Source organism: Vogesella alkaliphila (assembly GCF_014652475.1).
Lineage (GTDB): Bacteria > Pseudomonadota > Gammaproteobacteria > Burkholderiales > Chromobacteriaceae > Vogesella > Vogesella alkaliphila.
In genome coordinates, this window is the sequence record NZ_BMYW01000005.1 from 240,158 (window position 1) to 264,757 (window position 24,600).

The following is a 24,600-nucleotide window of genomic DNA, read 5'->3' on the forward strand; positions in this document are numbered from 1 at the left end:
ACGGAAAGCAAAACGGGCTGGCAGATGCCAGCCCGTTGCCGTCTTGCTTAGCCGCCGGAGCAGCCGCAACCGCCGCCGCCGCCACAACCGCTTTGCTGTTGCGCCGGCGCCTGGGCCGGTGCCGGCTCGCTGTCGGCGACATGGATGGTGAAGTCGATGACGACCTGTTGCGGCGAGCGCTCCACGTAGTTGATCAGCACCTGACCACCGTAGCGCTGCTCGATCTGGCCGAGCAGCGGCAGCGGGTCGTGGTCGTTGACGAAGCGCATGCGCTCGCCGTGGTTCAGCGATTCCAGCGCGCCAAAAATGGCGGCATGACGGAAACGCTTGGCCACGCCGCGCGCATCAAAAGGGAAAACCGACAAATCAGAGGTGTGGGTGTGCATGGATGGACTCCTGTCTGTAACGGTGCCCAGCTTACGCACCCGTCGCGCCGCTTTCCTTGAGGCAAGATAAGCGCAGGCGCGGCGGCGCCAGGGTTCGGTATTCGGCGTTCAGTATTCGGCGTCGGCTAGCAAGGGCGCGGCGAGATCCTTGGCCGACAGCTGCAGGCCGTCGCGCAGCGGCCAGGCGATCGCCAGCTGCGGGTCGTCCCAGCGCAGCGCGCGCTCGTGCTGCGGGCTCCAGTAGGCGGTGGTCTTGTACAGCAGTTCGGCGTGTTCGCTGAGCGTGACAAAACCGTGGGCGAAGCCTTCCGGAATCCACAGCTGGCGATGGTTGGCCGCGGACAGGACGATGCCGAAATGCCGGCCAAAGGTGGCGGAGCCACGACGCAGGTCGACGGCGACATCGAACACCTCGCCGGCCACGCAGCGCACCAGCTTGCCCTGCGCCTGTGGCGGCAGCTGGTAGTGCAGGCCGCGCAGCACGCCGCGGCTGGAGCGGGAGTGGTTGTCCTGCACGAATTCGACATGGTGGCCGATGGCGGCATCGAATTGCTGCTGGTGGAAGCTCTCGTAGAAGAAGCCGCGCTCGTCGCCGTGGATGCGGGGTTCGATCAGCCACAGGCCGGACAGACCGGTTTCGCGGAACTGGCTCATTCAGCGCCCTTCTTGCAGCAATTGCAGCAGGTAGCGGCCGTAGCCGGTCTTGGCCAGCGGTGCGGCCAGGCTTTGCAGCTGGCTGTCGTCGATATAGCCCATGCGCCACGCCACCTCTTCCGGACAGGCCACCTTCAGGCCCTGGCGTTTTTCGAGGGTGGCGATGAACTGGCTGGCCTCCAGCAGCGAGTCGTGGGTGCCGGTATCCAGCCAGGCGTAGCCGCGGCCCATGGTCTCGACCGTGAGCGCGCCGCGCGCGAGGTAGGCGGCGTTGACGTCGGTGATCTCCAGCTCGCCACGCGGCGACGGCTTGATCGACTTGGCGATGTCGACCACCTGCGCGTCGTAGAAGTACAGGCCGGTGACGGCGTAGTGGGACTTGGGTCGCGCCGGTTTCTCTTCGATGCTGATGGCCTGGCCTGCGCCATCGAACTCGACCACGCCGTAGCGCTCCGGATCGTTGACGCGATAGGCGAACACGGTGGCGCCCTGTGTCTGCGCCGCGGTGCGCTGCAGCTGGCTGGCCAGCTCGGCGCCGTAGAAGATGTTGTCGCCCAGCACCAGTGCGGACGGGGCGCCGGCGAGGAAGGACTCGCCGAGGATGAAGGCCTGCGCCAGGCCGTCCGGGCTTGGCTGTACCGTGTATTGCAGCCGGATGCCCCACTGGCTGCCGTCGCCCAGCAACTGCCGGAAGCGCGGCGTGTCCTGCGGCGTGGAAATGATCAGGATGTCGCGGATGCCGGCCAGCAACAGCGTGGTCAGCGGGTAGTAGATCAGCGGCTTGTCGTAGACCGGCAGCAACTGCTTGCTGACCGCCAGGGTGGCCGGATACAGGCGGCTATTGGCGCCACCGGCGAGAATGATGCCTTTGCGGTTCATGGTTTTCTTGCGTTATCGAGGGTCTGGAACACCTGCGTCACGCCTTCCTGCCACGACGGCAGCTGCAGGCCGAAGGTCTGCCGTAGCTTGCTGCAGTCGAGCACGGAATTGGCCGGCCGCGTGGCCCGTTGCGGGTACTCGTCGCTGCTGACCGCGTGCAGGCCATCCGGTGGCAGCATCAGCGCCCAGCCGGCGTCGCGGGCCAGCGCGATGACGTGGGCGGCGTAGTCGTGCCAGCTGGTGCGGCCGCTGGCGGCAAGGTGGTAGGTGCCGTAGCTGGTGCTGTCGGGGTAGTTGGCGTAGTGCGGCAGCAACAGCGCGCACACGTCCGCCAGCAGGCTGGCCGGGGTCGGGGCGCCGAACTGGTCGTCGACCACGGTGAGGCGGTCGCGCGTTGCGGCCAACCTGAGCATGGCCTTCAGGAAGTTCTGGCCGTAGACGCCGGCCACCCACGAACTGCGCAGGATGTAGTGGCGGCAGCCGCTGTCGCGGATCGCCTGTTCGCCCAGCCATTTGCTGCGGCCGTACACCGATTGCGGATTGGCGGCGTCGTCTTCCTGCCAGGCGCCGAACTTGCTGCCATCGAACACGTAGTCGCTGGAGTAGTGCACCAGCAGCGCCTTGTTGGCCGCGGCCCACTGGGCCAGCAGTGCCGGCGCCGCGGCGTTGACGGCATGGGCCAGCGCGATCTCGTCCTCGGCCTGATCGACCGCGGTATAGGCCGCGGCATTGACGATGATGTCGGGCTGCAGGGCGTCCAGCGTCGCGCTGAGGGTGTGCGGGGCCGCCAGGTCGAATTGCCGGCGGTCGGGGCAGCTCAGCACCCCGTGCAGCGCCAGCGCGCGCCGGAGCTCGAAGCCGACTTGGCCGCTGCCGCCGGTGATCAGGATTCTTGCCGGGTAGTTCATGGCTGGTCTCCGTATTGTTGTGTTAGCCAGTCGCGGTAACGGCCGCTGCTGACGCCCGCGGCCCAGTCCTGGTTGTCCAGATACCAGCGCACGGTCTTGCGGATGCCGGAGTCGAAGGTTTCCGCCGGTTGCCAGCCCAGCTCGCGTGCCAGCTTGCGCGCGTCGATGGCGTAGCGGCGGTCGTGGCCGGGGCGGTCCTGCACATGGCTGATCTGTTCGGCGTAGCCCTTGCCGTCGGCGCGCGGGCGCAATTCGTCCAGCAGGCGGCAGATGGTGCGCACCACGTCGAGGTTGGTTTTTTCGTTGCCGCCGCCGACGTTGTAGGTCTCGCCCGGCGTGCCGGCGTCCAGCACGCGGCGGAGGGCGGCACAGTGGTCCGTCACATACAGCCAGTCGCGGACCTGCTGGCCGTCGCCGTAAACCGGCAGCGGCTTGCCGGCCAGCGCGTTGAGGATGACCAGCGGGATCAGCTTCTCCGGGAAGTGGTACGGGCCGTAGTTGTTGCTGCAGTGGGTGGTCAGTACCGGCAGGCCGTAGCTGTGGTGCCAGGCGCGCACCAGGTGGTCGGCGGCGGCCTTGCTGGCGGAGTAGGGGCTGTTCGGCTGGTAGCGGTGCGCTTCGGTAAACGGGGCGTCGTCTGCGGCCAAGGTGCCGTAGACCTCGTCGGTGGACACGTGCAGCAGGCGGAAGGCGGCCTTGTCGCTGGCGGGCAGCCCGCTCCAGTAGCCGCGCACCGCTTCCAGCAGCTTGAAGGTGCCGACGATGTTGGTATCGATGAAGTCGCCTGGGCCGTGCAGCGAGCGGTCGACGTGGCTCTCGGCGGCAAAGTGGATCACCGCGCGCGGCTGGTGTTCGGCCAGCAGGCGATCCAGCAGGTCACTGTCACCGATATCGCCATGCACGAAGCGGTGACGGTCATCGCCATGCAGGCTGGCCAGCGTCTGCAGATTGCCGGCATAGCTCAGCTTGTCCAGGTTGACGACCGGCTCGTCACTGCCGGCCAGCCAGTCCAGCACGAAATTGCCGCCGATGAAGCCGGCACCACCGGTTACCAGAATGGTCATGTTGCTCTTTGCTTGCGGAAGTCGGTCGGGAAGGTCGCAGTGCGGCGGCGCACCGCCACGAGACTGAATCATGCCGGATTGTACTGGCCTTGGCGACGTAACACGAGCCGCCGGCAGCGGCAAAGACAACGGCCAGCCGGCGATCTTGGTCGCCGGCTGGCCGCGTGGACGGCAAGGACTCAGCTGCGCAGGCCGCGCGCCTTGGCGTAGCGCGAACCCGGCTCGCGCACCAGCGCCTCGGCGATGAACCAGGCGGTATCGGCCAGTTTGTCCAGGTCCACCCCGGTGTGGTAGCCCAGGCCATGCAGCAGGTAGACCACGTCCTCGGTGGCCACGTTGCCGGAGGCGCCCTTGGCGTACGGGCAGCCGCCCAGGCCGGACACCGAGCTGTCGAAGGTGCGCACCCCGGCCTGCAGCGCGGTGTGGATGTTGGCGATGGCCATGCCGTAGGTGTCGTGGAAGTGACCGGCCAGCTTGGCCACCGGCACCGCCTCGCTCACCGCGTCCAGCATCGCCGTCACCTTGTTGGGGGTGCCCACGCCGATGGTATCGCCCAGCGAGATTTCGTAGCAGCCCATGTTGTACAGCGCCCGCGCCACCTCGGCCACCTTGTACGGGGCGATGTCGCCCTCGTACGGGCAGCCCAGCACGCAGGACACGTAGCCGCGCACCTTGATGCCTTCGGCCAGCGCGCGCTTCATCACCGACTCGAAGCGCTGCAGGCTCTCGGCGATGCTGGCGTTGATGTTCTTCTGGCTGAACGCCTCGCTGGCGGCGCCGAACACCGCGATTTCGCGCACGCCGGCCTCCAGCGCCGCGTCCAGGCCCTTGTCGTTGGGCACCAGTACCGGGTAGTCGATGCCGGCGTTCAGGTCCAGCGCCTGCAGTACCTGCAGGCTGTCCGCCATCTGCGGCACCCACTTGGGCGACACGAAGGCGCCGGCCTCGATGGTACGCAAGCCGGCCGCGGCCAACCTTTCGATCAGCTCCAGCTTGGTGGCCAGGCTGATGCTGTGCTTTTCGTTCTGCAGCCCGTCGCGCGGGCCGACTTCGACGATCTTTACATGTGTCATGGCTATGTCCTTTGCCGGCTCAGTCGGCTTCGAAATCCACCAGCTCGTCGCCGTCGTTCACCTGTTCGCCGGCGGCAAAGTAGAAGGCCAGCACCTTGCCGTCGGCCGGCGCGGTAATGGTGTGTTCCATTTTCATCGCTTCCAGGATCAGCAGCGGCTCGCCCTTGGCCACGCGGGCGCCGGCTTCGGCCAGCAGTGCCACCACGCGGCCTGGCATCGGCGCCTTCATGTGGGTTTCGCCGTGCACGCCTGCTTCTTCATAGGCGTAAGGATCGAGGTAGTCCACGGCAATGCGTTCGCCGCCGGTAAACAGCACGCGCTGCAAGCCGTGGCGCACCAGCGTGGCCTGCAACTGCTTGCCGCCAAGGTTGGCCGCAAGCCGCTTGCCGTGCAGGCTGGCGCTGGCGTGGAAGGTGTCATCGCCGATGGTGAGCACGAAGCCCTTGCCGTCGTAACGCAGCAGCACGTCGCAGCGCTGCTCGCCGTGGGTAAAGCCGATGCGGCGCGTAAGCTCCCCGTTTAGGCGCCAGCCCTGCAGCGCGCCGAAGGCGTGGTCGTCGCTGCTGGCGGCGGCCAACGTTTCGCCCACCGCCAGCAGCGCCAGCTGCTCGCTGGACGGTGCTACCGGCGCGGGCAGCAGACTGTCGTGGTAGCGGGCGATCAGGCCGGTGTCGACGTCGCCGCTGGCAAACGCCGGGTTGGCCGCAATGCGGCGCAGGAAGCGGATATTGGTGGTGACGCCCACCACCTGGTAGGCGGCCAGCGCGGCGTCCAGCTGCTGCAGCGCCGCCTCGCGCGTTTCGCCCCACACGATCAGCTTGGCGATCATCGGGTCGTAGAACGGCGAAATGGTATCGCCCTGCAGCACGCCGGTGTCGACGCGCACGTGGGCATTTTCCACTGGCGGTACCAGGTGCAGCAGCGTGCCGGTGGCCGGCAGGAAGCCCTTGTCCGGGTCTTCGGCGTAGATGCGCGCCTCGATGCTGTGGCCGTGGATAGCAAGCTCATGCTGCTGCAACGGCAGCGGCTGGCCGCTGGCCACCTTCAGCTGCCAGGCCACCAGGTCCTGGCCGGTGATCATCTCGGTGACCGGATGCTCCACCTGCAGGCGGGTGTTCATTTCCATGAAGTAGAACTGCCCCGACTCCACGTCCATGATGAATTCCACGGTGCCGGCGCCCACGTAACCCACGGCGCGGGCGGCGGCCACTGCTGCTTCGCCCATCGCCTGGCGGGTTGCCGCCGGCAGGTGCGGCGCCGGGGCTTCTTCCAGCACTTTCTGGTGGCGGCGCTGCACCGAGCAGTCGCGCTCGAACAAGTAGACGCAGCCGCCCAGGCTGTCGGCGAACACTTGAATCTCTACATGGCGCGGGCGGGTCAGGTATTTCTCGACCAGCACTTTGTCGTCGCCGAAGCTGGCGCGCGCCTCGCGCTGGCAGCTGGCCAGCGCGGCGATAAAGTCGTCGCTGCGCTCCACGATGCGCATGCCCTTGCCGCCACCGCCGGCGCTGGCCTTGATCAGCACCGGGTAGCCCATGTTGTCGGCTTGCGTCTTCAGGAACTGTTCATCCTGATTGTCGCCGTGGTAGCCCGGCACCAGCGGCACGTTGGCTGTTTCCATCAGCGCCTTGGCCGCGGACTTGCTGCCCATGGCGGCGATGGCGGAAGCCGGCGGGCCGATGAAGGCGATGCCGGCAGCCTCGCAGGCGGCGGCGAAGTCTTCGTTCTCCGACAGGAAGCCGTAGCCCGGGTGCACCGCCTGCGCGCCGCTTTGCTTGGCAATGTCGAGGATCAGGTCGGCCTTGAGGTAGGACTCGGCCGCCGGTGCCGGTCCCAGGCGGTAGGCTTCATCCGCCAGCTTCACGAAGCGGGCACCCGCGTCGGCATCGGAGTACACCGCCACGGTACGGATGCCCATGGCGCGGGCGGTCTTGATCACGCGGCAGGCGATTTCGCCACGGTTGGCGATGAGGATCTTAGTGAACATGGTGGTCTCCCGTGGCGAACCCGCCGCGGCACATGCGTGCCGCCAGGCGATTTTGCTGCGCAGCTGCGCAGCCTTGCGGCTGCTGGTCGCCACGGTTGGCGATGAGGATCTTGGTGAACATGGGGCTGGTTACCTGGCTAGTGGTCTGCTCAAGGTTGGCCGCAGCGCGGCTGGCGCAAGGAGTAGGGTAGGCGTGCATGGCATCTCTTCAACTTTTTGCTACAGAACCCACGAAAGACACGGAAGCCTTCGCTGGGTACCGGGTTCATGTCGGTGTTGTTCTGTGGTTTCTGTGGCTAAAGGGGGATCAAATCCAGCTGGGTGGACGCTTGTCGAAGAAGGCGGCCAGGCCTTCGCGTGCCTCGTCGGTGACACGGATGGCGGCGATGGCGTGCGCGGTATCGTCCAGCAGCGTGTCGTCCAGCGGCGAGTCCTGGCGCAGGTCGCCCAGCAGCTCCTTGGCGGCGGTCAGCGCGTGCGGCCCGCCACGGACCAGTTCGGCGGCCACCTCGGTCACGCGCGCATCCAAGGCCTCGACGGGCACCACCTCGTGCACCAGGCCGATGCGTTCGGCGGTGGCGGCGTCGATGCGTTCGGCGGTGAGGAAGTAGCGTCGCGCCTGGCGCCAGCCGATGGCATCCGCCACGTAGGGGCCGATGGTGGCCGGGATCAGCCCCAGCCGTACTTCGGTCAGCGCGAACTTGGCGGCGTCGGTGGCGATGGCGATGTCGCATACCGCGGTCAGGCCGGTGCCGCCGGCCATCGCCGCACCGTGGATGCGCGCGATCACCGGCTTCTTGCTGCGGTAGATGCCTTTGAGCATCGCCGCCAGCTTGCGCGCGTCGTCGAGGTTCTGCGCCTCGCTGTAGCCGGCGGCGCGACGCATCCAGTCCAGATCGGCACCGGCGGAAAAGCTCTTGCCGCGTCCGGCCAGCACGATCACGCGCACACCGGCATCCTCGTTCAGAGTGCGGAAGGCGGCGGTGAGATCGGCGATCAGGTGCTCGTTCATCGCGTTGTGCAGCTCCGGGCGGTTCATCCACACGGTGGCGACCTGGCCGGCGCGTTCGATTTCCAAGGTGCTGTAAGTCATTGGAAAACCCTTTCTTTTTATTTGCCACAGAAGCCACGGAAGAACACCGAAGTCACGCCAGCCTGGATGTTTCTACGCTGTGGCGGCCATCCATGCGGGCGCCGTTGTCCGTGTTTTCTGTGGATTCCGTGGCTAAAGAAAATTACATGCGGAACACGCCAAAGCGTGTTTTTTCCACCGGTGCCGAGAGGCTGGCTTCCAGCGCCAGGCTCAGTACCTCGCGCGTTTGCGCCGGGTCGATCACGCCGTCGTCCCACAGCCGCGCGCTGGCGTAGTAGGGGTGGCCCTGATGCTCGTACTGCTCGCGCACCGGCGCTTTCAGCGCTTCTTCCTGCTCCGGCGTGAAGGCGTCGCCCAGTTGTTCCTTCTTCACCTGCGCCAGCACGCCGGCGGCCTGTTCGCCGCCCATTACCGAGATGCGGCTGTTCGGCCACATCCACAGGAAGCGCGGCGAGTAGGCGCGGCCGCACATGCCGTAGTTGCCGGCGCCAAAGCTGCCGCCGATCAGCACGGTGAACTTGGGCACGCTGGCGCAGGCCACGGCGGTCACCAGCTTGGCGCCGTCCTTGGCGATGCCGCCGTTTTCGTATTTCTTGCCCACCATGAAGCCGGTGATGTTCTGCAGGAAGATCAGCGGGATGCCGCGCTGGCAGCACAGCTCGACAAAGTGCGCGCCCTTGAGCGCGGATTCGCTGAACAGGATGCCGTTGTTGGCGATGATGCCGACGCGGTAGCCGTTCAGGCGGGCAAAGCCGGTAACGAGAGTTGTTCCGTAGTTCTGCTTGAATTCGTCGAAGTCCGAGTCGTCCACCAGGCGGGCGATGATCTCGCGCACGTCGAACGGCTTTTTCGCATCGGCCGGAATCACGCCGTAGATTTCCTCCGCGGCGTAGCGCGGTGGCTTCGGCTCGGCGCGGTCCAGCTCGCCCTGTTTCTTCCAGTTGAGGTCGGACACGATGCGGCGGGCGATGGCCAGCGCATGGGCATCGTTCTGCGCCAGGTGGTCGGCCACGCCGGACACGCGGGTGTGCACGTCGCCGCCGCCCAGTTCTTCCGCCGACACCACTTCACCGGTGGCGGCCTTCACCAGCGGCGGGCCGCCCAGGAAGATGGTGCCCTGTTCCTTGACGATCACCGTCTCGTCGCTCATCGCCGGCACGTAGGCGCCGCCGGCGGTGCAGCTGCCCATCACCACCGCGATCTGCGGAATGCCGGCGGCGGACAGGTTGGCCTGGTTGTAGAAGATGCGGCCGAAGTGGTCGCGGTCCGGGAAGACCTCGTCCTGCAGCGGCAGGAAGGCGCCGCCGGAATCCACCAGGTAGACACAGGGCAGGCGGTTTTCGCGGGCGATCTCCTGCGCGCGCAGGTGTTTCTTCACCGTCATCGGGTAGTAGGTGCCGCCCTTGACGGTGGCGTCGTTGGCGATGATCAGGCATTCGATGCCGCCGATGCGGCCAATCCCTGTGATGACGCTGGCGCCCGGCGCGTCGTCGCCGTACATGCCGTAGGCGGCCAACTGCGACAGCTCCAGGAACGGCGAGCCGGCATCCAGCAGCAGGTCGATGCGTTCGCGCGGCAGCAGCTTGCCGCGGGCCACGTGCTTGGCACGCGCCTTGTCGCCGCCACCCAGCGCGGCGCGGGCGACCTTGTCTTTCAGATCGGCCACGATGGCGTGCATCTTGGCGGCGTTGGCCTGGAAATCGGCGGCGCGGGGGGAGAGCTTGGATTCGATGATGGGCATGATCTGGAAGACCTTTTATTTTTGCCACAGAATCCACAGAAACCATGGAAAAGAACAGCAAGAAAGCAGCGGTTTGAACGGCTGGTTTAGTCTGTGTTTTCCGTGGGTTCTGTGGCGAAAAGAGATTTAGCGGGTTTCCGCCATCAGTTCGCGGCCGATCAGCCAGCGGCGGATCTCGCTGGTGCCGGCGCCGATCTCGTACAGCTTGGCGTCGCGCAGCAGGCGGCCGGTCGGGTACTCGTTGATGTAGCCGTTGCCGCCCAGGCACTGGATGGCGTCCAGCGCCATCTGGGTAGCGCTCTCGGCGGCGTAGAGGATGGCGCCGGCGGCGTCCTTGCGCGTCTGGCGCCCGGATTCGCCGCGGTCCAGTGCCTGGCCCACCGCGTACACGTAGGCGCGGCTGGCGGACAGCTTCACGTACATGTCGGCCAGCTTGCCCTGCATCAGCTGGAAGTCGCCGATGGCCTGACCGAACTGCTTGCGGTCGTTCAGGTACGGCACCACCACGTCCATGCAGGCCTGCATGATGCCCAGCGGGCCGGCGGACAGCACCGCGCGCTCGAAGTCGAGGCCGCTCATCAGCACCTTCACGCCATTGCCTTCGCCGCCCAGCACGTTCTCATCCGGCACGAAGCAGTCATCAAAGAAGATCGGGTAGGTGTTGGAGCCGCGCATGCCCAGCTTGTCCAGCTTGCTGCCGTGGCTGAAGCCGGCAAACCCCTTCTCGATGATGAAGGCGGTGATGCCTTTCGGCCCGGCGTTGACATCGGTCTTGGCGTACACCACCAAGGTGTCGGCGTCGCCGCCGTTGGTGATCCACATCTTGCTGCCGTTGAGCTTGTAGCCGCCGTCGACCTTGTCGGCGCGCAGCTTCATGCTCACCACGTCGGAGCCGGCGTTCGGCTCGGACATCGCCAGCGCGCCGACGTGTTCGCCGGAGATCAGCTTGGGCAGGTATTTCCGCTTCTGCTCTTCGTTGCCGTTCTTGTAGATCTGGTTCACGCACAGGTTGGAGTGCGCGCCGTAGGAGAGGGCCACCGAGGCGCTGGCGCGGGAGATTTCCTCCATCGCGATCATGTGCGCGAGGTAGCCCATGTTGGCGCCGCCGTATTCCTCGCTGACGGTGATGCCCAACAGGCCCAGGTCGCCGAACTTCTTCCACAGGTCGGCCGGGAACAGGTTGTCGCGGTCGATGTCGGCGGCGCGCGGCGCGATCTCGCTCTGGGCGAAGTCGCGCACCGTTTCGCGCAGCATGTCGTAGGTGTCACCGTGGGCAAAGCGCAAGCTGCTGTACATGTGTCTCTCCTTTATGCGAACTGCCCGGTGCCGGTGGCATCTCGTGGCGGCTATCTCTGTGTTGTAGCGGATGGCGGCGATTGCGCCATCTGCGCTGATGCATGGCTTAATCTTGAATTACGCTTACGTTAACGTCAATACGAAATGACGAAACCATCCACCGGGATGGCGTGAAAGCCTCAGTTTGTGGCGTCCTTGCCGGTCATGGTGTCGATCACCTGGCGGCAGTGGCCTTCCAGCACCACGATCTCGGACAGCACCGCGTCGATGTCGTTGCGTTGTTCTTCCAGCTGCTTCTTGCGCTCGGACAACAGCTGCAGCAGCTTCAGCGACTGGCTGGCCTCGTCACGCGCCAGCTCGTACAGGTCCAGGATCTCGCGGATCTCCGACAGTGCGAGGCCGATGCGCTTGCCGCGCAGGATCAGTTTCAGCCGCGCCCGGTCGCGGTGGGTGAACAGGCGCTGGCGGCCTTCGCGCTGCGGCTCGATCAGGCCCTGTTCCTCGTAGAAGCGGATGGTGCGCAGGGTGATGTCGAAATCCCGCGCCAGGTCGGAAATGGTGAAAAGGCGTTCTTCGCTCATGATGGTTCCTGTTGGTCTGGCGCGATTGTAGCGTTTTTTGCCGGCCTTGCCGCGACAAGGCTTGAGATTACGTTAACGTAATAGTAAGTTAGCGGCAAAGCGATAACAGCACAATGCAACGGAGAACACACCATGACGTCGATGTCCGCTCTACCCAGTTATGTGCACGGCACCGGTGACAAGCCGCTGATCGGCCAGACCATCGGCCAGTTTTTTGACGACGCCTGCCGCCGCTTTGCCGGGCGCGACGCGCTGATCGTGCGTCACCAGGGCGTGCGCTGGAATTATGCCGAGCTGCAGGAGCAGGTGACGCGCCTCGCCTGCGGGCTGCGCCGACTGGGGCTGCAGACGGGCGAGCGCATCGGCATCTGGTCGCAGAACAACAGCGAATGGCTGCTGATGCAGTTCGCCACTGCCAAGGCCGGGCTGGTGCTGGTCAACATCAATCCAGCCTATCGTCGCAGCGAGTTGGAATACGCGCTGAACAAGGTCGAGTGCCGCGCGCTGGTGTTGGCGCCGAGCTTCAAGAGCAGCGATTACCTGGCGATGGTGACCGACCTGGCGCCGGAGCTGGCGAGTAGCCGACCGGGCGAATTGCAGGCGGCCAAGCTGCCGGCGCTGCGCTGGGTGATCCGCCTCGGCGAAGAGGCGACGGCGGGCATGCTCAACTTCCCGGCGCTGCTGACCGAGCCGACGGCGGACGAGCGCGCCGCGTTGGCTGCAGTCGGCGCCACGCTGCAGTTCGACGACGCCATCAACATCCAGTTCACCTCCGGCACCACCGGCAGCCCCAAGGGCGCCACGCTCACCCATCACAACATCCTCAACAACGGCTTTTTCGTCGGCGAGGCGATGCGCCTCACCGAGCACGACCGGCTGTGTATCCCGGTGCCGCTGTACCACTGTTTCGGCATGGTGCTGGGCGTGCTGGCCTGCCTCACCCACGGCGCGGCGATGGTGTTCCCGTCGGAGGCCTTCGAGCCGCTGGCGGTGCTGCAGACGGTGGCGGAAGAAAAATGCACCGCGCTGCACGGCGTGCCGACCATGTTCATCGCGGTGCTGGATCACCCGCGCTTCGCCGAGTTCGACCTGTCCACGCTGCGCACCGGCATCATGGCCGGCAGCCCGTGCCCGATCTCGGTGATGGAGCGGGTGGTGGCGCAGATGCACATGGCCGAGGTGACCATCGCCTACGGCATGACCGAGACCAGCCCGGTCAGCTTCCAGAGCTACACCGACACCCCGGTGGCAAAGAAGGTGTCCACCGTGGGCCGCATCCACCCGCATGTGGAGGTCAAGATCGTCGACGTCGAGGGCCGCATCGTGCCGCGCGGCGAGACCGGCGAGCTGCTGACCCGCGGCTACTCGGTGATGCTGGGTTACTGGGGCGACGAGGAGAAGACGCGCGAGGCGATCGACGCCGCCGGCTGGATGCACACCGGCGACCTGGCGGTGCTGGACGATGACGGCTACTGCAACATCGTCGGCCGCGTGAAGGACATGGTGATCCGCGGCGGCGAGAACATCTACCCGCGCGAGATCGAGGAATTCCTCTACCGCCACCCCAAGGTGCAGGACGTGCAGGTGGTGGGCGTGCCGGACGCCAAGTACGGCGAGGAGCTGTGCGCGTGGATACGGCTGCGCGACGGCGAAAGCTGCACCGTGGAAGAGATCCGCGCCTTCTGCGACGGCCAGATCGCGCACTACAAGATCCCGCGCTACATCGAGTTCGTCGACGCCTTCCCGATGACCATCACCGGCAAGATCCAGAAGTTCATGATGCGGCAGCAGATGAAGGACAAGCTGGGGCTGGACGAAGCCAGGACCGCCTGACGCGCCGGCGCCCTGCGCTTTACCCCGTCAACAGCAACCGTGCGCGGTGTCACCACCGCCACGGTTGTTTTTTTGCGGCCAACGTTGGCCGCAAGGCTACCGGCCGGCCGCGCTCCCCCGTTGCCAGCCGGGGTGTGGCGCGGTGGCGAGTGTTGGTTCGTGTCCGGCGCGCCCTGGCGTCGACGGCAAACGCTGCTGCCGGTGGCGAGTTGGCCTGCGGCGGTAGCTGCGGCCAAGCGCTCACCGGCAGGCGGCCGGCGACCGCCAGCGCCTAGGTCCCCCCCACGTGCCAGCTCAGCACCTCGCGCTGTTCTTCCGCCGCGGCGCGGGCGGTGGCGATGCGCTCTTCCTTCAGCTGGGCGCGCACCGTGTCCGGCAGCGCGGCCAGCGCATCGCTGATGGCGGCGGCGAGCAGGTCGCCGACCATGCACGCCGGATCGCGCTGCCGCAGGTGGGCCAGCGCTTCCAGCTCGCGCACCAGCGCCGCCGGCACCGGGCCGGACACATTGCGCACCGAGGAGCTGCGCAGGTCGCAGCTATAGGCACTGGCGGTCCCGCTGCACCAGCTGGCCACCAGTTCATTGATCTTGTCACCCATGGTCTCTGCCTCCGTATCGGTTGCGGGTGCCTCGCTGCCGCACCCCGTAGTGCTTTATAGCCGCTGTATCGCGAAGCGGGGTGCCCGGCGCCGGCTGGCCCTGTTTGCTGGCGGATGGTGTTCTGTCCCTTGTTCGGTTTTCCTGAACGGGCCGTCGGTTTTTTCCGCTATGGTGCGCGCGGCGCGGGCGCTACAGTGCCGGCATCGGGATTGGCCACCGCCAGTCAGAACACCCAAGGAGCCAGAACATGATTGCTATCCGTCCCGCCCACGCCCGCGGCAAGGCCGATTTTGGCTGGTTGCAGAGCCTCCACAGCTTTTCCTTCGGCCGCTACTACGACCCGGCGCACATGGGCTTTTCCGACCTGCGCGTGATCAACGACGACCGCGTCGCGCCGCGCGCCGGCTTCGATACCCACGGCCACCGCGACATGGAAATCATCAGCTACGTGCTCGACGGCGCCATCCGCCACCGCGATTCCGCCGGCAACGAGGCGGTGCTGCGCGCCGGCGAATTCCAGGTGATGAGCGCCGGTCGCGGCATCCTGCACAGCGAGTTCAACGCCAGCAACGAGGCGCCGCTGCACTTCCTGCAGATCTGGATCGAGCCGCGCGAGACCGGTGGCGCGCCGGCCTACCGGCAGAAGGACTTCGGCCTGCAGCCGGGGCTGACGCTGGTGGCCTCGCCGGACGGCGCCGACGGCAGCCTCGCCATCCGCCAGGACGCGCGCCTATACCAGCTGCTGCTGGCACCGGGTGCGGCGCTGGATTTCGCGCAGGCCAGCGGCCGCCGCAGCTACGTGCACCTGATCCGCGGCAGCCTGCAACTGGCGGACGTGCAGCTGGCGCCGGGCGATGGCGCCCGCGTCAGCGAGTTGCCGGCCTACACCCTGCGCAACACCGGCAGCGAGCCGCTGCAGGCGCTGCTGTTCGACCTGGCCTGAGCCGGCGCGGTCCTGGCCCGTGTGCCGGCCAAGGTTGGCCGCAAGCCCCGGCCGCCGCACCGCCGCCGTTTACTGGCTACACTCAAAGTCAGGGAGCCGGGAGGACGAGCGATGAAGCTGGGGCTGGAGGAAATGCTGCAGCTGCTGCAGGAAGTGGAGCAGGGCGACCCGCTGGATTTTGCCGACCTGCCGATGGACGAGGACCAGCTGCGACGGCTAGTGCTGAGCGACCTGCTGCAGCGCGACGAGCAACTGCAGGCCAGCGCCTCGGCCGAGGAGTGCCAGCTGATCTACCTGCTGTCCACCGCGCGGCTGGTGCTGGAAAACCTGCTGCTGCACCTGCAGTTGCTGCGTCTGGAGCAGCCGGAAGGCGGCAGCGACGCGCAGTGGCAGGCCTTGCTGCGACGCTTCCGGCGCGGTGACGACGAGGCGTGAGGGTTGCCGCAGCGTGCCGGCGCGGCCCGGTCGTCGTGCACTCGTCTGCGCCATGCCTTGTCCCGCCTTTCCCCCGCGTGGCGGCCTGCCGCGCCGGCTGTCTCTTGCCGTCCGCTCACCGTCACGTGCCCCGTTCAGTCCTCCCGCACGCAAAGCGCCTGCCGCTGCCGTACTGCACCAGGAGCATCGCTGCCGGCGGGTGTGGGCTTTTCGCCGGCAGCCTTCTATAACGGTGAGATGACCTTTCCGGCCGGGTTGCCGCCGCAGGGTCGGCTTGGCGCGCGGCAAGCGGCCGCGCCGTTGCAATAAAACCGGTCGCCGCGCCGGCGTGCCGCCACCGCATGGGGGGCGCTGGCCGCGGCGTGACCGGCACTGGGCGTGGTGAGCGGCGGCCGTTGCGGTCTGGCTGTGATCCGGCGCGAAGGTGAATGCCATGCATCGTTCCATCCTGCTTTGCTGTCTGGCCTTGCTGTTTCCGTGTTTCGCCACTGCGGCCAAGCTTGCGCCGACCGCGGCGGCACCGCTGCTGGCGCCTCCGGCGGTACTTGCGGATCGCGACGGCGACGGTCTCGGCGACAGCCTGCAGCAGCGGCTGGCCACGGCGGCGCCGGACGCGCGCTTCGACGTGGTGGTCACCTTCCGGCAGCCGGCGCAGGCGGCGGCCGCACGCCAGACGCTGGGCAACTTCGTGCCGCGTCATGAATTCAAGCTGATCCCCGGTTTTGCCGGCCGCCTCAGCGCGGCGCAGATCCGCGGGCTGATGCACGCGCCGGGCCTGCTGCGCATCGAGGAAGACGCCACGGTGCGCACCCAGCTCGACGCCGCGCGCGCCGACTTCGGCATCGAGGCGGCGCGCGGTCTGGCCGCCGGCGGCCTGAGCGGGCGCAATGTCGGCGTCTGCATCGTCGACACCGGCGTCGACCCGCTGCACGAACAGCTGGACAACGGCAAGGTGGCGGCCTTCATCGACTATGTCGCCGGCCGCAGCGTGGCTTACGACGATAACGGCCACGGCACCCACGTTGCCGCCATCGCCGCCGGTGACGGCAGCGGCGGATCGGCCGCCGCGGCGTTCCGGGGTGTCGCCAGCGACGCCGCGCTGTACGCCGCCAAGGTGCTCGACGCGCAGGGGAGCGGGGCGGAAAGCAATGTGGTCGCCGGCATCCAGTGGTGCGCCGCGCAGGCCGGGGTGCACGTCATTTCCATGAGCCTGGCCGCTCTGCCGCCGGCCGACGGCAAGGACGCGATGAGCCAGGCGGTGGACGCCGCGGTGGCGGCGGGCAAGGTGCTGGTGGTGGCCGCCGGCAATGACGGCGACGAACCCGGTACTGTCGGTTCGCCCGGTGCGGCGGCGGGAGCGATCACCGTCGGCGCCTGTGCCGAGTGGTCGGCAGCGCCGGCTGCGGCCAACCATTCCGACGGCGTGTACCTGACGGCGTTTTCCAGCCGCGGCCCGATCACGGTGAACGCCAGCACCAGCTACATCAAGCCCGATGTCTGCGCCCCGGGGCACCGCATTGCCGCGGCCAAGTCCGGCAGCGTCGCTGACTACGTGGTCTATAGCGGCACCTCGATGGCGACGCCGTTTGTCGCCGGCGCCGTGGCGCTGGCGCTGGAGGCCAACCCGGCGCTGAAGGGCAATCCGGCGCAGGTGCGCAGCCTGCTGGAGGGGAGCGCGCAGGATCGCGGCGCCAGCGGCAAGGACAATGAATGGGGTGCCGGCCTGCTCGACGGCTACGCCTTTGTCGCCCGCGCGCAGAATGCCGCCGCCAGCGTCAGCACCGCGCTGCCCACCGCCGTGCATCTGGACGCCAGTGTCGGCAACAACCAGGTGTGGAGCCACAGCTTCAACCTCGCGGAGAGTGATCTCGGCCAGCCGCTGGCGGCCACGGTGACCATCGTCGGCCAGCCGCTGTGCGTGCTGCAGTTTGGCGGTTTCTGCTTTGCCTACCAGTGGGACCCGGATCTCGACGCCCGGCTGCTGGCGCCGGACGGTACGCTGCTGTCGGCCAGCGGCTGCATGGGCGAGGGCACGGACTGCGCCGCGCCGCGCGCGCCGCTGGTGGCGCTCGGCCGCCAGGAAACATTGCACGCGATGCCGACCGTGGCCGGCACCTACCGCATCGAGGTGAAGGGCGCCGTCGATGACGTCAACAACGGCAAGGGCGGCAGCTTCGCGCTCGACCTGTCGCGCGGCCCGCTGGTCGCCGCGGTGGCGAGCCCGGACTTCTCGCTGAGCACGACCCCGGCCAGCCGCAGCGTGGTCAGCGGCGGCAGCACCAGCTACACCACCACCGTCACCGCCACGGGCGGCTTCGGCAGCAGTGTCGATCTCAGCGTCAGCGGCCTGCCGCTTGGTGCCAGCGGCAGCTTCAGCCCCGATCCGCTCAGCGGCGGGAGCGGGTCGGCCACCCTCAGCGTGTCAACCGCCGGCAATACCGCCGCCGGCAGCTACCCGCTGCTGATCAGCGGCATAGGCGGCGGGCTGAGCCGCAGCAGCACGGCCACACTGGTGGTGACGGCGCCGAGCGCCGACTTCGCGCTGGCGGTGTCGCCCTCCAGTCGCACGGTGAAGCGCGGCGGCCGCGCCAGCTATACCGCTACCATCAGTCCGCTGAACGGCTTTAGCGGCGCCGTCACGCTCAGCGTGTCCAACCTGCCGGCCGGCGCCACCTTCGGCTTCAGCCCCAATCCGGTGGCCGGCGCCGGCTCGTCGACGCTGACGGTCAAGACCGCCAAGACGACACCGGTCGGCAGCCGCAGCCTGCTGGTCACCGGCAGCAGCGGCAGCCTGAGCCATAGCCAGAGCGTGGAGCTGGTCGTGCGCTAGCCGCAAGGTTGGCCGCAGTGCTGCCCACGCCCGCCGTTTCATGAGAAAATCCCCGGCGTCACGGGCAGCTTGCAGCTGCCCGCCTTGTTTTGCAGCCGGAACCTTGCCATGCCCCACCACGCTTCACCCCGCGTGCTGTCCATCATCCCGCCGATGACGCAGCTGAACACGCCTTACCCGTCCACCGCCTACATCACCGGCTTCCTGCGCTCGCGCGGGATCGACGCGGTGCAGGAGGACCTGGCGCTGGCGCTGGTGTTGCGGCTGTTCTCGGTGGCCGGTCTGAAGGCGGTGCGCGAGCGCATCGACGCCATCGCACCGAAGAAGCGCAGCCATCAGGTGCGCCACTTCGTCGAATTCTTCGAGCGCTATCTCGCCACCATCGGCCCGGTGATCCGCTTCCTGCAGGGGGGCGACTCCACCGTCAGTCACCGCATCTGCAGCCGCGGCTTTCTGCCGGAGGGGGCGCGCTTTGCCGCGCTGGACAACTACGTCGACCCGGACGATCCGGACGGCGGCGATCCGCTGGCGTGGGCGTTCGGCGCGCTGGGCGCGCAGGACCGGGCGCGGCACCTGGCCACGCTGTACCTGAACGACCTGTCCGACGTGCTGCGCGACGCGGTGGACGAGCGCTTCGAGTTCGTGCGCTACGCCGAATCGCTGGCGATGAGTCAGCCCACCTTCGAGCCGCTGGCGCAGGCACTTTCGGCGCCGCCGACACTGGTGGACGACACCTTGCAGGCGCTGACCCTGGCCGCCATCGAGCAGCACCAGCCGGATCTGGTGCTGCTGTCGGTGCCGTTCCCCGGTTCGGTGTACGCGGCGTTCCGCATCGCGCAGACCATCAAGCAACGTTGGCCGCATATCCGCACCGCGCTGGGCGGCGGCTTCGTCAATACCGAGCTGCGCGAACTGCGCGAGCCGCGCGTGTTCGACTACTTCGACTTCGTGACGCTGGACGACGGCGAAAAGCCCATCCTGGCGCTGCTGGAGCACCTGCAGGGGCAGCGTGGCATCAGCCGGCTGGTGCGTACCTATGTGCGAGACGGCGATGCCGTGCGCTATGTGAACATGATGGAAGGCGACATCGCCTTCGAGGACGTCGGCGCGCCGACCTGGGACGGGCTGCCGATCGACAAGTATCTGTCGTTGCTGGACATGCTCAACCCGATGCACCGGCTGTGGAGCGACGGGCGCTGGAACAAGCTGACCGTGGCGCACGGCTGCTACTGGAAGAAGTGCAGCTTCTGCGACGTGACGCTGGACTACATCTCGCGCTACGAGACGGCGTCCGCCGCCACGCTGGTCGACCGCATCGATGCCATCATCGCCGAGACCGGCCAGACCGGCTTCCACTTCGTGGACGAGGCGGCACCGCCGAAGATGCTGCGCGCGCTGGCCGAGGAGCTGCTGCGCCGCAATGTCAGCATCTCGTGGTGGGGCAATATCCGCTTCGAGAAGTCGTTTACCCCCGAGCTGTGCCAGCTGCTGGCCGAATCCGGCTGCATCGCCATCTCCGGCGGGCTGGAGGTGGCCTCCGACCGCCTGCTGAAGCTGATGAAGAAGGGCGTGTCGGTGGACCAGGTGGCGCGGGTGACGCAGGGCTTTACCGAGGCCGGCGTGCTGGTGCACGCCTACCTGATGTACGGCTTCCCGACGCAGACGGTGCAGGACACGGTGGACGCGCTGGAGTATGTGCGCCAGCTGTTCGAGAACGGTTGCATCCAGAGCGGCTTCTTCCACCGCTTCGCCTGCACCGTGCACTCGCCGGTGGGGCAGAACCCGGAGGAGTACGGCGTCAAGCTGATTCCGCTGCCGGAGGTGACCTTCGCCAAGAACGACATCGGCTTCATCGACCCGACCGGCACCGACCACGACGCGATGGGCCGCGCGCTGAACAAGGCGCTGTACAACTACATGCACGGCATCGGGCTGGAGGCGGACGTGCGCGAGTGGTTCGACATGAAGGTGCCGCGCACGCGGGTGTCGCGCCACTTCATCAGCAAGGCGCTGTTCAGCCAGCGCTGAGCCGGCTGCCGTACGCCTTGCGGCCAACCCTGTGCCTGTTCAGTTGGCCAGCATGTTGACACCGGCCAGAACGGCCTTCAGTGCCGCCCGCTGGGTGTCGCTGTCTTCGGCGACACCGTAGGCCTGGCGGCCGTCATGGTGTGTCAGTTGCACATAGCAGATGGAGCCGGTGCTGCCGCCCTGGCCAAGGGGATGCCCGGCATGCTCGGTGATCTCCAGTGGCACGGCCAGTGCCTGTAGCATCGCTGCCAGCGGGCTCTCGCCGCTGCCGCTGCAAACGTGCGCCTGGCCGTCCCGTTCCAGTACCAGCTGCAGCATGGTCTGCGTGCCGTGTTGCTGTTGCTGGTGGCTGCGGTATTGCCAGCGCCCCTGCCCATGCAGGTAGTGTTGCCGGAACAGCTGCCACAGCGTGGCGGCATCCGCTTCCTGGCCGCTGCGGTCGGTGTAGTGCTGGACCTGGTGGCTGAATGCCTGTTGCAGTCCGCGCGGCAGGTGCAGGCCGTGCACCTGTTCCAGCAGCCAGCTGATGCCGCCCTTGCCGGACTGGCTGTTGACGCGGATGACGGCTTCGTAGTTGCGGCCAACGTCGGCCGGATCCAGGGGCAGGTAAGGCACATTCCACGGTGCGTCCGGCTGGCGCAGTGCCATGCCCTTGCGGATGGCGTCCTGATGCGAGCCGGAAAAGGCGGTGTAAACCAGATCGCCAGCATACGGATGCCGTGGGTGCACGGGCAGGCCGATGCTGTCTTCCACGTGCTGGCGTACGGCATCGATGTCGGAAAAATCCAGCCCGGGAGCGATGCCCTGGCTGTAGAGGTTGAGCGCCAGGGTCAGCAAGTCCACATTGCCGGTGCGCTCGCCATGCCCGAACAGGCAGCCCTCCACCCGTTCCGCCCCGGCCAGTAGCGCCAGTTCGGCGGCGGCGACCGCGCAGCCCCGGTCGTTATGCGGATGCACGCTCAGAATCAGGCTGTCGCGCCGTGTCAGCCGGGTATGCATCCATTCGATCTGGTCGGCGTAAGTGTTCGGTGTGGACATTTCGACCGTGGCCGGCAGGTTGATGATCATCCGGGCATCCGGTGTCGGCTGCCAGATGGCGCTGACGGCGTCGCAGACTTCCAGCGCAAACTCCGGCTCCGCTGCCGAGAACGTTTCCGGTGAGTACTGGAACTGCCATGCCGTGTCCGGTTGTGCCTGTGCCATGTCCCTGATTTGCGTTGCTCCGCGCTCGGCCAGCTGCCGTACACCGTCACGACCCATGCCGAATACCTGCTCGCGCCATGCCGGCGCTATGGCGTTGTACAGGTGCACGATGGCGCGCGGCGCACCCTGCAGCGATTCGAAAGTGCGGGCAATCAGGTCCGGACGTGACTGGGTGATGACCTGAAGCGTGACGTCGTCCGGTACGTGGCCGTCACGGATCAGCGTGCGGACGAAATCGAAGTCGGTCTGTGATGCGGCAGGAAAGGCGACTTCGATCTGCCTGAAGCCGCACGCTAGCAGCATGTGGAAATAGCGCAGCTTGGTGGCGCTGTCCATGGGGCGGGGGAGGGCCTGGTTGCCGTCGCGCAGGTCAGTGCTGAGCCATTGCGGGGCGTGCCGCAGCTGGCGTTGCGGCCATTGTCGTTCTGGCAGTGGCAGCGGTCGGAAGGCGGTGTATTTGCGGGCGGGGTTGGCGAGCATGGCAGTTCCTTCGGTCAGGTGTATTGTCCTTAAATTAACATTTTGTCCGAATTATTGCTGTGATAAGCCTGGCTTGCTCGTTTTACTGGTGTAAACCCGTGTTTATTTTTGACTTATTGTCTAAATTGTTGATGTTTTGAAAAGAATTACGACAATATGTCCGATTTATCTGTGGCGAAAATACGACGATGGGGTGAGGGCGGATCCTGGAGAGGCGGGGGAGTGGGTGGCCAACTCAGGGGGGGGGTTGGTCGCCATCATTTAGGGTGGGTAGGCGGGATCGTGTTGCGGATGCAGTACGGTACGGCACGGCTCTCAGCGTGCCCTGGTGCATGTCCTCGTCGGCGTGCTGTGGTGGGCTGACGGCATCGCGACTGCATCAATGGCTGGCGATGCCGATACTGACTGCTTACGGCCAGCCTCGGGTGCCAGTTGCTGTTGCAGGATGTGGTGTGTCGCCTGTCGCCGGTAGGGGGTAGGGTGTAGGGGGGGGCTTCTCGCCAGTCCAGCGAGTCGCTAGGTGCGGCTGCGTACGCTGTCGCACGGGCGGGCGGCAGCGTGCTGCTGGTGGCTGACGTGACCAGGCTCTGATTCTGGTGGCGGGAGAGGCCGGCTGGCATTGATGAGGGCTTGCCGACAGCAAGCCCTTGTCGCATGGTGGCAGCCGGGTGTGTCGCCGGCTCAGCCCTCCAGTGCTTCCATCGCCTCCTGTAGTTCCAGCCACGCCATTTCCATCTCGTCCAGTTGGGCGGTGAGCTCGCCCTGGCGCTTCAGCGCGGCGGCCAGTCGTGCCTTGTTGTGCTCCTGGTAGGCCTCTTCCAGCAGCAGGAAGGCGTCCAGCTCGGCCTTTTCGGCGTTAAGCGTCGCCATGTCCTTGTCCAGCTTGTTCTGCTTGGTCTGCAGCGGCTTGCGCTGCGCCGCCAGCCTGTTGCGGGCATCGGCCTCCAGTCGCTTCTGTTCCTTGCGGTTGACGCCGTCGCTGGCGGTGCTGCCCGGCGCCTTGCCGTTGTCGGCCTGCTGCTGCAGGCGCCACTGGCGGTAGTCTTCCAGGTCGCCGTCAAACGGCTGTACCTTGCCGCCGGCCACCAGCCAGAAGGCGTCGGTGGTGGATTCCAGTAGCGAGCGGTCGTGCGACACCACGATCAGCGCGCCGCCGAAGTCCTGCAGCGCCAGCATCAGCGCGTGGCGCATGTCGAGGTCGAGGTGGTTGGTCGGTTCGTCCAGCAGTAGCAGGTTGGGTTTCTGCCACACCAGCAGCGCCAGCGCCAGGCGCGCCTTCTCGCCGCCGGACATCGGCCCGACCAGGTTGTTGACGGTGTCGCCGCGGAAGTTGAAGCCGCCGAGGAAGCTGCGCAGCTCCAGCTCGCGTGCCTGCGGCGCCAGCTTCTGCATGTGCCACAGCGGCGTCTCGTCGGCGCGCAGGGTGTCGAGCTGGTGCTGGGTGAAGTAGCCGATGCGCAGCATCTTGGCGCCGATCACCTCGCCGGCCAGCGGCTTGAGCTCGCCGGCCAGCAGCTTCACCAGCGTCGACTTGCCGGCGCCGTTGACGCCGAGCAGGCCGATGCGGCTGCCGGATTCCACCGACAGCGACAGCTGGCGCAGGATGGGGGTGTCGCCGTAGCCGACGTCGGCGCGTTCCAGCTTCAGCAGCGGGTTGGGCAGGTTGTCCGGGGTGTCGAAGTGGAAGTCGAACGGCGAATCGACGTGCGCCGGCGCGATGCGTTCCAGCTTCTCCAGCGCCTTGATGCGGCTCTGCGCCTGGCGTGCCTTGCTGGCCTTGGCCTTGAAGCGGGTGATGAACGACTCCAGGTGTGCGACCTGGCGCTGCTGCTTCTCGTAGTTGCCCTGCTGCTGCGCCAGCTTTTCCGCGCGCATCACCTCGAACTGGCTGTAGTTGCCGGTGTAGAGGGTGAGCTTCTGCTGCGACACGTCGACGATGTGCGTGACCACGCTGTCGAGGAAGTCGCGGTCGTGCGAGATCACGATCAGCGTACCCTCGTAGGCCTTCAGCCAGTCTTCCAGCCACAGCACCGTTTCCAGGTCCAGGTGGTTGGTCGGTTCGTCCAGCAGCAGCAGGTCGGAGCGGCACATCAGCGCCTGCGCGAGGTTCAGGCGCATGCGCCAGCCGCCGGAGAAGGTGGACACCGCGCGGCCCTGGTGTTCGACGGGGAAGCCGAGGCCGGCCAGCAGCTTGCCGGCGCGGGCGGCGGCGGAGTAGCCGTCGATGCGGTCCAGCTCGGCGTGCAGGCTGCCGATGGCGTTGCCGTCGCCGCTGGCTTCGGCTGCGGCCAACCTTTGCTGCAGGCTGCGCAGCTCGGCGTCGCCGTCGAGCACGAAATCGAGTGCCGACTGCGGCAGCGCCGGGGTTTCCTGCGCCACGTGCGCCATGGTCCAGTGCGGCGGCAGCAGCACCTCGCCGCTTTCGGCGTGCAGTTCGCCCTTCAGCAGCGCGAACACGCTGGACTTGCCGGCGCCGTTGGCGCCGGTCATGCCGACCTTGTTGCCGGGGTTGATGGTGAGGTTGGCCGCAACAAGCAGTTCTTTCAGGCCGCGGCGCAGGGACAGGTTTTTTAGCTGGATCATGTCG

The 24,600-nt window shown here is 67.0% G+C and carries 20 protein-coding genes; 5 read left to right on the forward strand and 15 right to left on the reverse strand.

What is annotated here, in order from left to right:
* Nucleotides 1–47 precede the first annotated feature (47 nt).
* The 12 genes from IE100_RS09795 to IE100_RS09845 form a co-directional block, all read right to left on the reverse strand.
* On the reverse strand, nucleotides 48–386 hold the full coding sequence (locus IE100_RS09795; protein WP_189373892.1) for a DUF2249 domain-containing protein: 339 nt from the start codon (nucleotides 384–386) through the stop codon (nucleotides 48–50).
* A gap of 108 nt (nucleotides 387–494) precedes the next feature.
* A complete protein-coding gene (gene rfbC, locus IE100_RS09800) occupies nucleotides 495–1,040 on the reverse strand; it encodes a dTDP-4-dehydrorhamnose 3,5-epimerase (RefSeq protein ID WP_189373893.1) in 546 nt (181 codons plus the stop codon).
* Nucleotides 1,041–1,919, reverse strand: a complete 879-nt coding sequence (gene rfbA / locus IE100_RS09805; protein ID WP_189373894.1) for a glucose-1-phosphate thymidylyltransferase RfbA — start codon at nucleotides 1,917–1,919, stop codon at nucleotides 1,041–1,043.
* Nucleotides 1,916–2,827 (reverse strand): dTDP-4-dehydrorhamnose reductase, encoded by a 912-nt coding sequence (rfbD, locus tag IE100_RS09810; RefSeq protein ID WP_189373895.1) that lies wholly within the window; start codon nucleotides 2,825–2,827, stop codon nucleotides 1,916–1,918. Before rfbD ends, rfbA begins: the two co-directional genes overlap by 4 nt.
* Complete coding sequence (gene rfbB / locus IE100_RS09815; RefSeq protein WP_189373896.1) at nucleotides 2,824–3,891, reverse strand: dTDP-glucose 4,6-dehydratase; 1,068 nt, start codon at nucleotides 3,889–3,891, stop codon at nucleotides 2,824–2,826. The genes rfbD and rfbB overlap by 4 nt, the downstream gene beginning before the upstream one ends.
* A 179-nt stretch (nucleotides 3,892–4,070) precedes the next feature.
* Nucleotides 4,071–4,964, reverse strand: a complete 894-nt coding sequence (locus IE100_RS09820; RefSeq protein ID WP_189373897.1) for a hydroxymethylglutaryl-CoA lyase — start codon at nucleotides 4,962–4,964, stop codon at nucleotides 4,071–4,073.
* A 19-nt stretch (nucleotides 4,965–4,983) separates the two neighbouring features.
* Nucleotides 4,984–6,951: an acetyl/propionyl/methylcrotonyl-CoA carboxylase subunit alpha gene (locus IE100_RS09825; protein WP_189373898.1), complete on the reverse strand. Its 1,968-nt coding sequence runs from the start codon at nucleotides 6,949–6,951 to the stop codon at nucleotides 4,984–4,986.
* Nucleotides 6,941–7,072 (reverse strand): hypothetical protein, encoded by a 132-nt coding sequence (locus tag IE100_RS16525; RefSeq protein ID WP_268245123.1) that lies wholly within the window; start codon nucleotides 7,070–7,072, stop codon nucleotides 6,941–6,943. Before IE100_RS16525 ends, IE100_RS09825 begins: the two co-directional genes overlap by 11 nt.
* A 186-nt stretch (nucleotides 7,073–7,258) precedes the next feature.
* Complete coding sequence (locus IE100_RS09830; RefSeq protein ID WP_189373899.1) at nucleotides 7,259–8,044, reverse strand: enoyl-CoA hydratase/isomerase family protein; 786 nt, start codon at nucleotides 8,042–8,044, stop codon at nucleotides 7,259–7,261.
* A 142-nt stretch (nucleotides 8,045–8,186) separates the two neighbouring features.
* Nucleotides 8,187–9,785 carry a carboxyl transferase domain-containing protein gene (locus tag IE100_RS09835; RefSeq protein ID WP_189373900.1) on the reverse strand — a complete coding sequence of 533 codons (1,599 nt, stop codon included), beginning with the start codon at nucleotides 9,783–9,785 and terminating at the stop codon, nucleotides 8,187–8,189.
* Nucleotides 9,786–9,911: 126 nt separating this feature from the next.
* The gene (locus tag IE100_RS09840; protein WP_189373901.1) at nucleotides 9,912–11,081 is read right to left on the reverse strand and encodes an isovaleryl-CoA dehydrogenase; all 1,170 of its coding nucleotides are present in this window, start codon (nucleotides 11,079–11,081) and stop codon (nucleotides 9,912–9,914) included.
* A 179-nt stretch (nucleotides 11,082–11,260) separates the two neighbouring features.
* The gene (locus tag IE100_RS09845) at nucleotides 11,261–11,662 is read right to left on the reverse strand and encodes a MerR family transcriptional regulator (RefSeq protein WP_189353048.1); all 402 of its coding nucleotides are present in this window, start codon (nucleotides 11,660–11,662) and stop codon (nucleotides 11,261–11,263) included.
* A 132-nt stretch (nucleotides 11,663–11,794) separates the two neighbouring features.
* Between IE100_RS09845 and IE100_RS09850 the strand changes: the two genes are divergently transcribed.
* A complete protein-coding gene (locus IE100_RS09850; RefSeq protein ID WP_189373902.1) occupies nucleotides 11,795–13,495 on the forward strand; it encodes an AMP-binding protein in 1,701 nt (566 codons plus the stop codon).
* A gap of 271 nt (nucleotides 13,496–13,766) precedes the next feature.
* Here IE100_RS09850 and IE100_RS09855 read toward each other — a convergent pair whose 3' ends face one another.
* Entirely contained in the window at nucleotides 13,767–14,093 is a 327-nt protein-coding gene (locus IE100_RS09855) for a hypothetical protein (protein WP_189373903.1), read from the reverse strand.
* A gap of 248 nt (nucleotides 14,094–14,341) precedes the next feature.
* Between IE100_RS09855 and IE100_RS09860 the strand changes: the two genes are divergently transcribed.
* From IE100_RS09860 to IE100_RS09875, 4 genes are all read left to right on the forward strand, one after another.
* Complete coding sequence (locus IE100_RS09860; protein ID WP_189373904.1) at nucleotides 14,342–15,037, forward strand: pirin family protein; 696 nt, start codon at nucleotides 14,342–14,344, stop codon at nucleotides 15,035–15,037.
* A gap of 111 nt (nucleotides 15,038–15,148) precedes the next feature.
* Complete coding sequence (locus tag IE100_RS09865) at nucleotides 15,149–15,472, forward strand: hypothetical protein (RefSeq protein ID WP_189373905.1); 324 nt, start codon at nucleotides 15,149–15,151, stop codon at nucleotides 15,470–15,472.
* A 433-nt stretch (nucleotides 15,473–15,905) separates the two neighbouring features.
* Entirely contained in the window at nucleotides 15,906–18,302 is a 2,397-nt protein-coding gene (locus tag IE100_RS09870; protein ID WP_189373906.1) for a S8 family serine peptidase, read from the forward strand.
* A 108-nt stretch (nucleotides 18,303–18,410) separates the two neighbouring features.
* Complete coding sequence (locus tag IE100_RS09875; protein WP_189373907.1) at nucleotides 18,411–20,330, forward strand: B12-binding domain-containing radical SAM protein; 1,920 nt, start codon at nucleotides 18,411–18,413, stop codon at nucleotides 20,328–20,330.
* A gap of 39 nt (nucleotides 20,331–20,369) precedes the next feature.
* Here the strand turns inward: IE100_RS09875 and IE100_RS09880 are convergent, their stop codons facing one another.
* Together IE100_RS09880 and IE100_RS09885 are read right to left on the reverse strand one after the other, a co-directional pair.
* The gene (locus IE100_RS09880; protein ID WP_189373908.1) at nucleotides 20,370–22,013 is read right to left on the reverse strand and encodes a 2-isopropylmalate synthase; all 1,644 of its coding nucleotides are present in this window, start codon (nucleotides 22,011–22,013) and stop codon (nucleotides 20,370–20,372) included.
* 681 nt (nucleotides 22,014–22,694) lie between these two features.
* Entirely contained in the window at nucleotides 22,695–24,596 is a 1,902-nt protein-coding gene (locus IE100_RS09885; RefSeq protein ID WP_189373909.1) for an ATP-binding cassette domain-containing protein, read from the reverse strand.
* Between the last annotated feature and the right edge of the window lie 4 nt (nucleotides 24,597–24,600).